The sequence below is a fragment of the Catenulispora rubra genome (assembly GCF_015356825.1).
Lineage (GTDB): Bacteria > Actinomycetota > Actinomycetes > Streptomycetales > Catenulisporaceae > Catenulispora > Catenulispora rubra.
Map to the genome: position 1 here is coordinate 1 of NZ_JAACYW010000085.1, position 13,482 is coordinate 13,482.

Here is a 13,482-nt window from a genome sequence, read left to right on the forward strand (position 1 = left end):
CCCTCCCGCTCCACCCCCAAAGCGCACTGCTTCAAAGCCCCCACATACGCCGCGATCGCGTCATGGTTCCGCGTCAGCAGCGCCACCCGCTCCGCCAACCGGTCGCGGTGCCCCTCCAGTGTGGCGATGATCTCCGGCGTCGCGTCCGCGAAGTGGATCTCGCTCGGCTCGTTCAGGCACGGCAGGATCTGCCTGATGATCCGCGTCGACAGCCCCGCGTCCAGCAGCCCCCTGATGTGCGCGACCTGGTCGACCAGCGCCTCGTCGTAGTCCCGGTAGCCGTTCGCGCAGCGCCGCACGCGGATCAGGCCCTGTTCCTCGTAGTAGCGGAGCAGCCGGGGGCTGGTGTCGGTGCGTTGCGCCAGTTCGCCGATGCGCATGTGACCCACCTCACGTGGTCGTCGTTTGACCCTCACATCCGTGTGAAGGTTCGACCATGGTCGCATGAGCCAGGACATCGACCTCTACGACTACCGTCCCATCACCGAGCGCGAGCCGCTGAGCTGGCCCGAGGGCAAGCGGGTCGCCTTCTACGTCGGCCTCAACATCGAACACTTCTACGTCGACCTCCCCGGGACCGCGACCTACGAGGGCACCACGTCGCTGACCCCTGACAGCCTCAACCACGGCTGGCGCGACTACGGCCCGCGCGTCGGCATCTGGCGGCAGATAAAGCTCCTGGACAAGCACGGCGTCAAAGCCAGTGCCCTGCTGAACTCCGACGTCGCCGCGCGATACCCGCAGATCATCGAAGCCGGCGTGCAGCGCGGCTGGTCCTGGCTGGGCCACGGCGCCAGCAACAGCCACCTGTTCACCGGCCTGGAGCGCGACGTCGAACAAGAACAGATCCGCGACGTCCTGCGCACCATCGAGCAGGCCACCGGCGCGAAGCCGCGCGGGTGGATGGGCCCCGGGCTGATCGAGACCTTCAACACCCCCGAGCTGCTGGCTGCCGAGGGCGTCGAGTACGTCCTGGACTGGACCAACGACGACCAGCCCTACCCGACGAACGTCCCCGGCCTGCTCAGCCTGCCGTACTCGGTGGAGCTGAACGACATCGGCGTCTTCGTCAGCAAAGGCCTGACCGGGCCGGACTTCGTCCAGATGGTGAAAGACCAGGTCGACCAGCTGGCCGAGGACGCCGCCGACGGCTCCGGGCGGGTCATGGCGCTCGCTCTGCACCCCTTCGTCACCGGCCAGGCGTTCCGCACGCGCTACCTCGACGAGGCGCTGGAGTACGTGGTGCGCCACCCCGCCGTCTGGACCACCACCTCCGACGCGATCGCCGACCACTACCTGGCGGTGACGGGGCAGGCCGGGGCCTCGGATCCCCGCTCCTGACCGGCGTCGAACGGCCGATCCGGCCGCGATCCGATCTAGGTTTCACCGCGCCCGCCACGTAGCCTGAGACTCATGACGGCGAGAGCGCAGCTGGTCGACTGGCAACTAGCGGTGGCGACGGCCCAGCGCCTGGTCCGCCCGGGCCCCCCGACCTCCGCGGCCGAGGCCGCCGCCACCGTGGCCGACCTGCGCCGGTACGCCGCCGAGTCGCGGGAGCACGTGGCCGGGTTCACCGGCCTGGCCAACCAGGGCACGATCCTGACCGAGCCGCAGGTGCTGGTGGTGGACCGGGCCGGCTGGATCCGGGCCAACGCCGAGGGCTTCAAGATCGTCACCGAGCCGCTGGCGCGCAAGCTGAACGAGAAGCGCGAGGGCGTGCCGCCGTCGGGCCTGGCCGCCCTGGGCCCCAAGGCCACCGCGCTGGAGCTGGGCACCCTGCTGGCCTACCTCTCGCACCGCATCCTCGGGCAGTACGAGATCTTCCAGGAGCCCGGCCGGCTCCTGCTGGTCGCCCCGAACATCGTCGGCGTCGAGCGGGAGCTCCAGGTCAAGCCGGACGACTTCCGGCTGTGGGTGTGCCTGCACGAGGAGACCCACCGCACGCAGTTCGCCGCCGTGCCGTGGCTGCGGGCGCACATCCTCGGCGAGATCGAGTCCTTCATCGCCGGCATGGACACCGACCCCGGGGCGCTGGCCAAGCGGATCCGCGAGGCCGGGCAGAAGCGCCGCGAGACCGGCGAGCGGCGCCCGATCACCGAGCTGGTGCAGACCCCGCAGCAGGTGGCGGTGCTGGACCGGATGGTCGCGGTGATGTCGCTGCTGGAGGGGCACGCCGACTTCGTGATGGACGGCGTCGGGCCGCAGGTGGTGCCCAGCGTGGCCGACATCCGCCGCAAGTTCGGGCAGCGGCGGGCCAAGGGCGCCAGCCGGATCGACGCGCTCGTGCGCCGGGTGATCGGCATGGACGCCAAGATCCGGCAGTACCGGGACGGCTCGCGCTTCGTGGCCGCCGTGGTCGAGCACGCCGGGATGTCCGGCTTCAACCGGGTGTGGACCTCGCCGAACACGCTGCCGACCCGGAGCGAGATCCACGATCCGGCCGCCTGGCTGGCGCGCGTGCGACCCTAGGGAAGTGATGGGGAAGGCGCCCGGGAACGCCACGGGGAAAATGCCGAAAAGGCAGAAAATCCACAGGCGCGACCCGGGCCGCCACGCCGTAAGGGTGGTCCTGCGGAGTGTCGCCGCGACCTGAGCCGGGCCCGCTCGTTGCGCCGGGAAAGATGCCCAGGAAGAAACGTCCCGGGCCTCGCACGTCCGAAGGAGTACCACCATGGGTCCCGCCCCCGCCGTCGCCGCGATACGCCTGGCAGTCCGCAAAGCCCTCGCCGACCAGCCCCCCGGCGGCCTGGTCCTGGTCGCCTGCTCCGGCGGCGCCGACTCGATCGCGCTGGCCTGCGCCACCGCGTTCGTCGCGCCCCGGCTGTCCCTGCGCTTCGGCGGCCTGACCGTCGACCACAACCTGCAGGAGGGCTCGGCCGCGCAGGCCGAGCGCGTCGTGCGCTTCCTGGCGGGCCTGGGCTTCGATCCGGTCGAGAGCCTGTCGGTGCACGTCGACGGCCGCGGCGGGCCCGAGGCCGCGGCCCGGGTCGCGCGCTACGGCGCGCTGGACGCCGCCGCCGAGCGGCTGGGCGCGGCCACCGTGCTGCTCGGCCACACCCGCGACGACCAGGCCGAGACCGTGCTGCTCGGGCTGGCCCGGGGCTCCGGCGCGCGCAGCCTGGCCGGGATGCCGGCGGTGAGCGGCCGTTACGCGCGCCCCTTCCTGGACCTGCCGCGCGCCACCACTGTGGCCGCCGCCGCGGCCGAGGGCTTCGAACCCTGGGACGACCCGCACAACGCCGACCCCGCCTACACCCGCTCGCGGGTCCGGCACGCCGCGATCCCGGCCCTGTCCGCCGCGCTCGGTCCGGGGATACCGGAAGCCCTGGCCCGGACCGCCAAGATGCTGCGCGAGGACACCGAGGCGCTCGACGCGTGGGCCGCGCGGGAGTTCGAACGGCTGGTCGAGCCTTTCGGCGACTGTGATCTGTCCCACTACCTCGACGTCTCCGAAGTGTCCGGCCTGCCCACCGCGGTGCGCCGCAGGGTGCTGCGCCTGGCCGCGCTCAGGGCTGGTTGTCCCGGGTCTGACCTGGCGGCCGTGCACATCGAGGAGCTGGACCGGCTGCTCACCGACTGGCGCGGTCAGGGACCGTTGCACCTGCCCAGCGCGGTCGCAGTGGCCCGGCGGTATGGAAAGCTGGCCTTCGAGAGATCCGGTGCACTGCGCCGTGGGGGCGCGGACCGGAACGATCCCGGCCAACCGGCGGAGGACCCCGCCCCGGCCGGATTGTTGATGCCGGCTTAACGCGACGCACGACGGGACCGCAGCGTGGACGACAAGGACATGGGCCAGGACCTGGAGAAGGTCCTCATCCCCGCCGACGAGATCAAGGCCAAGCTGGCCGGGCTCGCGCGGGCGATCGAGGCCGACTACGAGGGCAAGGACATCCTGCTGGTCGGAGTTCTCAACGGCGCCCTGGTGGTGATGGCCGACCTGATCCGGGAACTGCACAGAGACTCCGAGATGGACTGGATGGCCATCTCCTCCTACGGGGCCGGCACCAAGTCCTCGGGCGTGGTGCGGATCCTGAAGGACCTGGGCGCCGACATCCAGGACCGGCACGTGCTGGTGGTCGAGGACATCATCGACTCCGGGCTGACCCTGTCCTGGCTGCTGTCGAACCTGCGCTCGCGCCGTCCGGCCTCGCTGGAGGTGGTCACGCTGCTGCGCAAGCCCGACGCGGCCAAGGTGGCCATCGACGTGAAGTACGTCGGATTCGACATCCCGAACGAGTTCGTCGTCGGCTACGGCCTGGACTACGCGCAGCGCTTCCGCGGACTGCCCTTCATCGGGACGCTCGCGCCGCACGTATACAGTTCGTAGCGGAATGACACTCCGGTAAGCCACGTTGGGACCAGTGTGGGTTCATCGGGAACCTCGCGCGGGAACGCAGTGACCGCGTACGGTCGTTAGGCATCATGAACTAACACACCAAGATGCACCCCACATGCCCCCCCGCCGTGAACCGCTAGCACGAGTCGTAGAGGATCGATGGACGTCAAGCGTTACTTCCGAGGCCCAGTGATCTGGGTCGTCCTGGCCGTCGTGGCGGTCCTCGCGGTCATGCAGCTGGTCTCCTCGGCCGGCGGCCCCAAGTCCGTGGACACCTCCGTCATCCTGGACGCCATCCACAAGAACCAGGTCGTCTCCGCCAAGCTGATCGGCGGCTCCGGCTCCTCGATCGAGGTCAAGGTCGACCCGAGCGGGTCGATCGCGCAGTCCCAGGGCGGCGCCACCGACCTGAAGGCCACCTACCTGAACGACCAGCAGGGCAACGACATCGCCACCGCCCTGAACCAGTCCCAGCAGTCCGGCGGCCTCAAGGACGGCTACAACGTCTCGCTGGCCAGGCAGAACGCCTTCGTCGGCATCCTGATCACGCTGCTGCCCTTCGTCCTGATCGCCCTGGTCTTCCTGTTCCTGATGAACCAGATGCAGGGCGGCGGCTCCCGGGTGATGAACTTCGGCAAGTCCAAGGCCAAGCTGGTCAGCAAGGACACGCCGAAGACCACCTTCGCCGACGTGGCCGGCGCGGACGAGGCCGTGGAGGAGCTGCAGGAGGTCAAGGAGTTCCTGGAGGCCCCGGCGAAGTTCCAGGCCATCGGCGCCAAGATCCCCAAGGGCGTGCTGCTCTACGGCCCGCCCGGAACCGGTAAGACGCTGCTGGCCCGCGCGGTCGCCGGCGAGGCCGGCGTGCCGTTCTTCTCGATCTCCGGATCGGACTTCGTCGAGATGTTCGTCGGTGTCGGCGCCTCCCGCGTCCGCGACCTGTTCGAGCAGGCGAAGGCCAACGCGCCGGCGATCGTGTTCGTCGACGAGATCGACGCCGTGGGCCGGCACCGCGGTGCGGGCCTGGGCGGCGGCCACGACGAGCGCGAGCAGACGCTGAACCAGCTGCTGGTCGAGATGGACGGCTTCGACGTCAAGGGCGGCGTGATCCTGATCGCCGCGACCAACCGCCCGGACATCCTGGACCCGGCGCTGCTGCGCCCGGGCCGCTTCGACCGGCAGATCGCGGTCGAGGCCCCGGACCTGCAGGGCCGCAAGAAGATCCTGGAGGTGCACAGCAAGGGCAAGCCGCTGGCGCAGGGCGTGGACCTGGACTCGCTGGCCAAGCGCACCCCCGGCTTCACCGGTGCCGACCTGGCCAACGTGCTGAACGAGGCGGCGCTGCTGACCGCCCGCGGCGACAAGAAGCTCATCGACAACCTGGCGCTGGACGAGGCCGTGGACCGCGTGGTCGCCGGCCCGCAGAAGCGCACCCGCCTGATGAGCGACAAGGAGCGCAAGGTCACCGCCTACCACGAGGGCGGCCACGCCCTGGTGGCGCACGCGATGCCGAACGTGGACCCGGTGCACAAGGTGACGATCCTTTCCCGCGGCCGCGCCCTGGGCTACACCATGACGCTGCCGGACGAGGACAAGTACTCCACCACGCGCAACGAGATGCTGGACAACCTCGCCTACGCGATGGGCGGGCGGACCGCCGAGGAGCTGGTCTTCCACGACCCGACCACCGGCGCCAGCAACGACATCGAGAAGGCGACCAACATCGCCCGCGCGATGGTGACCCAGTACGGCATGACCGAGCGCCTGGGCCCGATCAAGTTCGGCAAGGACTCCGGCGAGGTCTTCCTCGGCCGGGACATGGGCCACCAGCGCGACTACTCCGAGGAGATCGCCTCGATCGTCGACGAGGAGGTCAAGCGGCTCATCGAGGGTGCGCACGACGAGGCCTGGGAGGTCCTGGTCGAGTACCGCGACGTGCTGGACCAGCTGGTCCTGGAGCTGCTGGAGAAGGAGACGCTGAACAAGGAGCAGATCGCCGCGATCTTCGCCCCGGTGGTCAAGCGCCCGCAGCGCCCGGCCTGGATCGGCTCCTCGCGCCGGACCCTGCAGTCCCGCCCGCCGGTGCAGACGCCGCGCGAGCTGGAGGCGGCCCGTTCGGCGGCCAACGGGACGGTGACCGACAGCATCATCGGTCGGACGGACACGGTGCCCGAACAGTGAGCGAGAGCAACACCTCGAACCACGGCGGCGGTGCCGCTCCCCAGGCCCGGCAGGGTCAGCTTGAAGAAAATCAGCGCGGCGCCGATGCCGCCTCCAGGGCCGTTCACGGCCTGGGAGGCGGCATCGCCCGCGTCAGCCTGGCGGGCCAGCCCGAGCTGGCCGCGCCGGACCTGGGCCGCGCGGTCGCCGGCTACGACGCCGAGCGGGCCGAGCGCGCCGTGCGCGAACTGCTGATAGCCGTCGGGGAGAACCCGGACCGCGACGGCCTGAAGGAGACCCCGGCGCGGGTCGCCCGGGCCTACCGCGAGATGTTCGCCGGCCTGCACCAGGGGCCCGAGGACGTGCTCACCACGACCTTCGACCTCGGCCACGACGAGATGGTGCTGGTCCGGGACATCGAGCTGTACAGCACCTGCGAGCACCACCTCGTGCCGTTCCACGGAGTGGCCCACGTGGGGTACATTCCCTCGGTGGACGGACGCATCACGGGCCTGTCCAAGCTGGCCCGGCTGGTCGACGTCTACGCCAAGCGGCCCCAGGTCCAGGAGCGGCTGACGACGCAGATCGCCGACGCGCTGGTGCGTATCCTGGAACCGCGCGGGGTCATCGTCGTTGTGGAGTGCGAACACCTGTGCATGTCGATGCGAGGGATCCGGAAGCCGGGCGCGAAGACCGTGACCTCGGCGGTGCGGGGGCAGCTGCTCGCCCCGGCCAGCCGGGCCGAGGCGATGAGCCTGATCCTGGGCCGGTGAGCGAGCGTCCCGTCCGGACCGCGGCCGTGGCCCGACCGGCGTCTCCGACAGGTCCCGACTGCCCCCAGCCTCCCACCCGCACCGATCGCTCCGATCGCTCCGCCGGCCCCACCGGCGGTGCGGCGGGTGCAGGTGTCGGATCCAGTGTTGGCTCCGGATCCAGTGTCGGGTCCGGTGCCGCCGGCGGCCCCGGGATCCCGCTGCCGCGCGTCAAGTCCTCCGGGACGGGTAAGCGCCGGAGTGCGGACACAGTACTTGCGGGCTCCGGCGGTGATTTCCCCAAGGACGCCCCTGCGAGCACCGGCGCGGGGCACAATCGGGTCGGGTCCGTCACGTCCGCGGACGACGCCGACAACGCCGGTGACAACCTGCACGGTGCCCTCGAACGTCCCTCCAACATGACTCGGGCCAAAGCCATGACCTCCAATACCGCGCCGCCCCCGACCGACGACGCGGCGACGGCGCAGCCGCAGCAGCCCCGCAAATGGGTGCCGCGGCTTGTCGCCTACATCACGTACCTGGCCGGCTTCGGCAACATCGCCTCGGCCATCTCGCCCGGCTTCCGGCGCTCGCGGGTGCACTCGCTGAGCGTGCACGTGCCCACCGAGGTTCAGAACCTGGCCGCCGCGGCCACGCTGATGTCCGGCGTGCTGCTGGTGCTGGTCGCGCACGCGCTCAAGCGCCGCAAGAAGCGCGCCTGGTGGGTGGCGGTGGTACTGCTGGTCACAGTCGTGGTCTTCCACACGGTGCGCTCGCTGCGCGGCGAGGACCACGACGCACCCATGCACTACCTGGGCGTGCAGATCGTCCTGACGATCCTGCTGCTGGTCCTGCTGCTGGTCTACCGCAGGGAGTTCTACGCCCTCGGCGACCCGTACACGCGCTGGCGGGCGCTGCGCGCCTTCGTGCTGCTGACGGCGTTCTCCTTCGCCTCCGGCATGGCCCTGATGTACTGGCAGAGCAAGCACATCGAGAGCGACCCGAGCGCCTTCGCCCGGCTGCAGCACGTGGCCCTGGGACTGATCGGCATCGAGGGGCCGGTCCACTTCAAGCGCGGCTCCACCGACGACCTGGTCGCCGCGCTGCTCGGCGGGCTGGGGCTGATGACCGCGCTGATCGTGGCCTACCTGGTGCTGCGCCCGGCCGAGCCGATCGCCCGGCAGTCCGCCGAGGACGACGAGCGGCTGCGCGAGCTGATCGCCAAGCAGGGCCGCCGGGACTCGCTGGCCTACTTCGCCACCCACCGCGACAAGTCGGTGATCTGGTCGCCTTCGGGCAAGGCCGCGATCACCTACCGCGTGGTCTCCGGCGTGATGCTGGCCTCCGGCGACCCGATCGGCGACCCCGAGGCCTGGCCCGGCGCGATCAAGGTCTACGTGGAGGAGGCCGACCGGCACGCCTGGGTGGTGGCCGTGGTCGGCTGTTCGGAGACCGGCGGCGAGGTGTGGTGCCGCGAGGCCGACCTGGACGCGCTGGAGCTGGGCGACGAGGCCATCTGCTACACCGACAAGTTCAGCCTGGAGGGCCGCGCGATGCGCAACGTGCGGCAGATGGTGAACCGGGTCGAGCGGCAGGGCTACGAGTGCCAGGTGCGCCGGCTCAAGGACATCCCGCGCTCGGAGGTCGAGCTGATCAAGACCGGCATCGAGGCCTGGCGCGGCTCCAGCGAGCGCGGCAGCTTCTCCATGGCGCTGGGCCCGGACCGGTTCGGGGACCCGGGCGACGGCGAGTGCGTGGTGGCCACCGCGACCAAGGACCGTGAGGTACGGGCCCTGATCAACTTCGTGCCCTGGGGCACCGACGGCATGAGCCTGGACCTGATGGTGCGCGACCGGGAGGCCGAGCCCGGGCTGAACGAGCTGCTGATCGTCAAGGCCATGCAGGCGGCCGAGGGCCTGGGCATCGAGCGGGCCTCGCTGAACTTCGCGGTGTTCCGCTCGGCGCTGGAGCGCGGCGAGAAGCTCGGCGCCGGCCCGATCACCCGGATGTGGCGCTCCACGCTGGTGTTCTTCTCGCGCTGGTACCAGATCGAGTCGCTGTACAAGTTCAACTCGAAGTTCCAGCCCGAGTGGGTGCCGCGGTACGTGGCGTTCAAGAACACCCGCGACATCCCGCGCGTGGGCCTGGCCTACGCCGAGGCCGAGGGCTTCATCGTGCCGCCGGGCCTGCCCTGGTCGAAGAAGGACCGGGACGAGCGCGAGCTGGACGACGTCGACGGCGACGCCGAGTGCCCGGAGCACAAGGGTCTCGAAGGCAAGGGGCTCGAAGGCAAGAGTCTCGAAGGCAAGAGCCTCGGCGCCGGGAACGACGACAAGAACGTCGTGAAGAAGATCGAGCGGAACCCCGAGCGGAACCCCGAGAAGAACAAGGACGAGCAGACCGCGAAGCGCTCCCGCGTCGAGCCCGAAGTGGCCCTGCGCGGGCCGGGAGGACAGAAGGCGGCGAACGGCTAGGCTTTCACCATGGACGCGCAGGGCCGGCCCCTCAACCGCAGCCAGACCGTGCGCGGTCTGCCGGAATTCGGACGCTGCGCCGTCTTCGGCGTGGTGAACGTGACGCCCGACTCCTTCTCCGACGGCGGCGAGTACTACGCCGACGGCGACACCGCCAAGGCCGTGGCGCACGGCCTGCGGCTGCACCGGCACGGCGTGGACGTGGTCGACGTGGGCGGGGAGTCCACCCGGCCGGGCGCCGCCCGGGTCACCGCCGAACAGGAGCTGGGCCGGGTCCTGCCGGTGATCGAGCAGCTGGCCGCCGCCGGGGTGCGGGTGTCGGTGGACACCATGCGCGCCTCGACCGCGGCGGCCGCCCTGGACGCCGGCGCGGTGGTGGTCAACGACGTCTCCGGGGGCCTGGCCGACCCCGAGATGTTCCCGCTCGTGGCCGAAACCGGCGTGCCGTACATCTTGATGCACTGGCGTGGGCACAGCACTGACATGCAGACCCGCGCGGTGTACGGCGACGTGGTGAAGGACGTCATAGAAGAGCTCCAGGCGCGCTACGACGCGGCCCTGGCGGCGGGCATCGCCGAGGACCAGGTGATCCTGGATCCCGGTCTCGGCTTCGCGAAGAACGCCGACCACAACTGGGCCCTGCTGGCGCATCTGGAGAAGCTGGAATCGCTCGGCAGGCCGCTGCTGATCGCCGCCTCCCGCAAGAACTTCCTGGGCCGGCTGCTGGCCGACGAGGCCGGCGGGATCCGGCCCCCGCACGGCCGGGACTCGGCGACCGTCGCGGTGTCCGCGCTGGTCGCCGCCGCCGGGGCCTGGGGCGTGCGCGCGCACGACGCGCTGGGCTCGCTGGACGCGGTCCGGGTGGCCTCGGCGCTGGCGGCCGCGCGATGAGCGCCGGGGGTGCCGGGGGCGCCGGGGGCAACCTCGGAGGGCCCGGCGACGCCGCCGAGGGCCCGGACCGGGACAGCCACGACGGCCGTGACAGCGAGGGCGACGGCTTCGGCGACTTCGTCGAGTTCGAGGAGGAGTTCGGCACCTTCGCGGCCGGCCCCGGCGGCCCGCCACCGCAGGTGACCGCGGACATCGAGGCGATCACCGAGGCCAATGAGGAGTTCTACGCCGCCGCCGAGGCCGGCGACCTGGACCGGCTGGGCGCGATCTGGCTGGCCGGGCCGTTCGAGGCCTCCGTTCAGTGCGTGCACCCCGGCTGGGCCCCGGTCTTCGGGCGCGAGGACGTGCTCCGCTCGTGGGCCGTGGTCTGCGCGAACACCCCGTTCCTCCAGTTCTTCCTCACCGACGTGCGGATCGACGTGGTGGACCGGATCGCGGTGGTCAGCCTGACCGAGAACATCATCACCGACATGTCGGCCGGCTCCTCCGAGGAGGACCCGGGGTTCATCGCCGGCGGCCGGGCCACGACGATCAACATCTTCCGCCGGACCGACGACGGCTGGCGGCTGTGGATGCACCACGCTTCCGCGGTCATGGAGAGCGTCGAGGAGTAGCCCGCGCAGGTCAGCCCGGGCGATCATGGTCCCGGCCCGGTGGTGCGCGGTATTCGGGCGATCCCGGGACGGCGGCGCCGAGCAGGCCCCGGTATGTTCGTCATGATGTCTATTCACACGAAGCGGCTCGACCGGGTGACCGTCCACGGGCTGCGCGGGCGCGGCCACCACGGGGTCTTCGAGCGCGAGCGGGAGAAGGGCCAGACGTTCATGGTGGACGTCACGCTGGGCCTGGACACCAGGCGTGCGGCCGCCACCGACGCCCTGGCCGACACGGTCGACTACGGCGAGGTCTCCGAGCGCATCGTGGCCCTGATCGAGGGCGAGCCGGTCAACCTGATCGAGACGCTGGCGGCCCGGATGGCGGCGGTCTGCCTGGAGTACCCGCTCGTGGAAGAGGTCGAGGTCACGCTGCACAAGCCGGACGCGCCGATCACGGTGCCGTTCGAGGACGTCACGGTGACCGTGGTGCGGACGCGGGACGACCTGGCGGGCGCCAAGCCGCGGCCGCCGGAGAACGGCGGGTCGGCGATATGAGCGAGACGACGACCGGCGAGGGCGGCATCCGCCTGCACACCGCGGTCTTGGCGATCGGCGGCAACCTCGGAGACCGGCTGGCGAATTTACAATCGGCGGTGGACTCCCTGGCCGACACCCCGTCGATGACCATCACCTGGCTGTCCCCGGTCTACGAGACCGCCCCGCTGCTCGCCGAGGGCGCCGAGGCGCAGGACGACTATCTGAACGCGGTGCTCGGCGTGACCTCGGCGCTGCCGCCGGACGTGCTCCTGATGCGGACCCAGGCGATCGAGGAGGCCCTGGGCCGCACCCGCGAGGTGCACTGGGGCGCGCGGACGATCGACATCGACATCGTGCAGTTCGACGAGCTGGTCCAGGACGAGCCGGAGCTGACGCTGCCGCACCCGCGGGCCGCGCAGCGCGCGTTCGTGCTGGCGCCGTGGCACGACGCGCGGCCCGAGGACGTGCTGGTCGGGGCCGGGCCGGTCGCGCAGCTGCTGGCCGCGCTCGGCGGCGCGGCGGCGCAGGGCGCGGTTCGCCGGGACGATCTGGAACTGATGCTGCCGTAGGCGCAGATTCACGCCGATTCACCTCGGAGCGGGGCGGGGTGCGGCCGGGACGAGGTCGGGCCTCGGCCGCGCCGATCGTGGGTTTTCTGCCACGTTTCGGCGGTGCGTCGCTGTCCGGCGATCGTCAGGCGATCGTCAGACGGCGCTCTGGTCGCGGTCCGGTCGCGCTCCGGCGGCGGTCCGACGGCGGTCCGGCGGCCGTCCGGTAGCCGCCCGGTTGCTGTCCGGCAACCGTCCGGCGGAGCGGGTTTCCGGCCCCGGTTCGGCCGCGCTTCGTACCGGGTCGCACTGCTGGTCAGCGTGTCGTTCGGCAGTTCGGGCCGGGCTTGGGGCGCGCTCGGGCCGGGCCCGGAGCGGCCCGCGGCGGCGCCGCATATCGCCAGGGGCGCAGCGGCTCGCCTCCTTCGCCCCGGTCCGCGTACCGTGGACCCTGTGAAGCCCACACGTCCCCTGGCACTCGCGGCCACGTTCCTGGTGATCGGCGCCCTGTCCTACGGCGGTGTCCAGCTCTGGGCGCACTACGGCACCACGCCCGGCGTCCCGGCTTCCGCCCCGCTGACCCCGGCGATCCTGGCCGCCATCATCCTGGCCACCGCGCTGGCCTTCCGCGCGCGCCTGAAGGCGCAGCGCGAGGCGGTCCAGCGGGTCCTCGACGGGGAGCCGTCCCCGCCGATCCTGCCCGGGCAGCGCGCGCCCAAGCCGCTGGACCCGCTGCAGGCCGCCCGCGCGGTGATGTTCGCGAAGGCCTCGTCGATGGTCGGCGCGATCGTCTCCGGCGTGTACGCCGGCTACGGGGTGTTCCTGCTCGGCAAGCTCGACATCGACGTCTTCCGCAGCCGTGCGATCGTCTGCGGGATCACGGTCCTGTGCGGTCTGGCGCTCGTCGGCGCCGCACTGTTCCTGGAGTACGTCCTGCGGGTGCCGCCGAGCGGTCCGGACGACGGGGTGCCGCAGAACGGGAACAAGACGAAGACGGCCACACAGACGCGTCCGGTGCGCAACCGTCCGGACGGGACCTTTCCGGTCCGTCGGGAATCGAACCATTCAGGTTCTTGATTCGTCGGGTTTGTCCGAACCTTGCCCATTCAACCAGTGATGCGTAGCATCTCCATAACGGGCGGCGGTGGGTGGCGGGTGGGCGCAAGATCTTGATATCCGCGTGCCCGGTAT

13 protein-coding genes are annotated in these 13,482 nt (G+C 71.1%); 12 read left to right on the forward strand and 1 reads right to left on the reverse strand.

Going from position 1 to position 13,482, the window contains the following annotated elements:
* On the reverse strand, nucleotides 1-380 hold a 380-nt coding region (locus GWK61_RS23210; RefSeq protein WP_194911283.1), incomplete at its 3' end, for a MerR family transcriptional regulator.
* A 64-nt stretch (nucleotides 381-444) separates the two neighbouring features.
* On the opposite strand from GWK61_RS23210, the gene GWK61_RS23215 reads away from it, so the two are divergent.
* From GWK61_RS23215 to GWK61_RS23270, 12 genes are all read left to right on the forward strand, one after another.
* Nucleotides 445-1,341 carry a polysaccharide deacetylase family protein gene (locus GWK61_RS23215; protein ID WP_194911284.1) on the forward strand — a complete coding sequence of 299 codons (897 nt, stop codon included), beginning with the start codon at nucleotides 445-447 and terminating at the stop codon, nucleotides 1,339-1,341.
* A 72-nt stretch (nucleotides 1,342-1,413) separates the two neighbouring features.
* A complete protein-coding gene (locus tag GWK61_RS23220) occupies nucleotides 1,414-2,469 on the forward strand; it encodes a zinc-dependent metalloprotease (protein ID WP_194911285.1) in 1,056 nt (351 codons plus the stop codon).
* Nucleotides 2,470-2,671: 202 nt separating this feature from the next.
* Nucleotides 2,672-3,748 (forward strand): tRNA lysidine(34) synthetase TilS, encoded by a 1,077-nt coding sequence (tilS, locus tag GWK61_RS23225; RefSeq protein ID WP_194911286.1) that lies wholly within the window; start codon nucleotides 2,672-2,674, stop codon nucleotides 3,746-3,748.
* Nucleotides 3,749-3,772: 24 nt separating this feature from the next.
* Nucleotides 3,773-4,327 (forward strand): hypoxanthine phosphoribosyltransferase, encoded by a 555-nt coding sequence (hpt, locus tag GWK61_RS23230; protein WP_194911287.1) that lies wholly within the window; start codon nucleotides 3,773-3,775, stop codon nucleotides 4,325-4,327.
* Between the two features lie 168 nt (nucleotides 4,328-4,495).
* Nucleotides 4,496-6,514, forward strand: a complete 2,019-nt coding sequence (gene ftsH, locus GWK61_RS23235; protein ID WP_194911288.1) for an ATP-dependent zinc metalloprotease FtsH — start codon at nucleotides 4,496-4,498, stop codon at nucleotides 6,512-6,514.
* 137 nt (nucleotides 6,515-6,651) lie between these two features.
* Nucleotides 6,652-7,266 carry a GTP cyclohydrolase I FolE gene (folE, locus tag GWK61_RS23240; protein WP_438939779.1) on the forward strand — a complete coding sequence of 205 codons (615 nt, stop codon included), beginning with the start codon at nucleotides 6,652-6,654 and terminating at the stop codon, nucleotides 7,264-7,266.
* A 416-nt stretch (nucleotides 7,267-7,682) separates the two neighbouring features.
* Complete coding sequence (locus GWK61_RS23245; protein WP_228562807.1) at nucleotides 7,683-9,719, forward strand: phosphatidylglycerol lysyltransferase domain-containing protein; 2,037 nt, start codon at nucleotides 7,683-7,685, stop codon at nucleotides 9,717-9,719.
* 9 nt (nucleotides 9,720-9,728) lie between these two features.
* Entirely contained in the window at nucleotides 9,729-10,610 is an 882-nt protein-coding gene (gene folP, locus GWK61_RS23250) for a dihydropteroate synthase (protein WP_194911290.1), read from the forward strand.
* Nucleotides 10,607-11,224, forward strand: coding sequence for a nuclear transport factor 2 family protein (locus GWK61_RS23255; RefSeq protein WP_194911292.1), 618 nt, complete (start codon nucleotides 10,607-10,609; stop codon nucleotides 11,222-11,224). Before folP ends, GWK61_RS23255 begins: the two co-directional genes overlap by 4 nt.
* 105 nt (nucleotides 11,225-11,329) lie before the next feature.
* A complete protein-coding gene (gene folB / locus GWK61_RS23260; protein WP_228562808.1) occupies nucleotides 11,330-11,761 on the forward strand; it encodes a dihydroneopterin aldolase in 432 nt (143 codons plus the stop codon).
* Entirely contained in the window at nucleotides 11,758-12,312 is a 555-nt protein-coding gene (gene folK / locus GWK61_RS23265) for a 2-amino-4-hydroxy-6-hydroxymethyldihydropteridine diphosphokinase (RefSeq protein WP_194911296.1), read from the forward strand. The genes folB and folK overlap by 4 nt, the downstream gene beginning before the upstream one ends.
* A 432-nt stretch (nucleotides 12,313-12,744) precedes the next feature.
* The gene (locus GWK61_RS23270; RefSeq protein WP_194911298.1) at nucleotides 12,745-13,368 is read left to right on the forward strand and encodes a DUF3180 domain-containing protein; all 624 of its coding nucleotides are present in this window, start codon (nucleotides 12,745-12,747) and stop codon (nucleotides 13,366-13,368) included.
* Nucleotides 13,369-13,482 lie beyond the last annotated feature (114 nt).

What these genes read in the sequence shown, in the direction of transcription:
- GWK61_RS23215 (WP_194911284.1), top strand. Translation starts at nt 445, where the DNA reads ATGAGCCAGGACATCGACCTCTACGACTACCGTCCCATCACCGAGCGC.
- GWK61_RS23220 (WP_194911285.1), top strand. Translation starts at nt 1,414, where the DNA reads ATGACGGCGAGAGCGCAGCTGGTCGACTGGCAACTAGCGGTGGCGACG.
- tilS (WP_194911286.1), top strand. Translation starts at nt 2,672, where the DNA reads ATGGGTCCCGCCCCCGCCGTCGCCGCGATACGCCTGGCAGTCCGCAAA.
- ftsH (WP_194911288.1), top strand. Translation starts at nt 4,496, where the DNA reads ATGGACGTCAAGCGTTACTTCCGAGGCCCAGTGATCTGGGTCGTCCTG.
- GWK61_RS23245 (WP_228562807.1), top strand. Translation starts at nt 7,683, where the DNA reads ATGACCTCCAATACCGCGCCGCCCCCGACCGACGACGCGGCGACGGCG.
- folP (WP_194911290.1), top strand. Translation starts at nt 9,729, where the DNA reads ATGGACGCGCAGGGCCGGCCCCTCAACCGCAGCCAGACCGTGCGCGGT.
- GWK61_RS23255 (WP_194911292.1), top strand. Translation starts at nt 10,607, where the DNA reads ATGAGCGCCGGGGGTGCCGGGGGCGCCGGGGGCAACCTCGGAGGGCCC.
- folB (WP_228562808.1), top strand. Translation starts at nt 11,330, where the DNA reads ATGTCTATTCACACGAAGCGGCTCGACCGGGTGACCGTCCACGGGCTG.
- folK (WP_194911296.1), top strand. Translation starts at nt 11,758, where the DNA reads ATGAGCGAGACGACGACCGGCGAGGGCGGCATCCGCCTGCACACCGCG.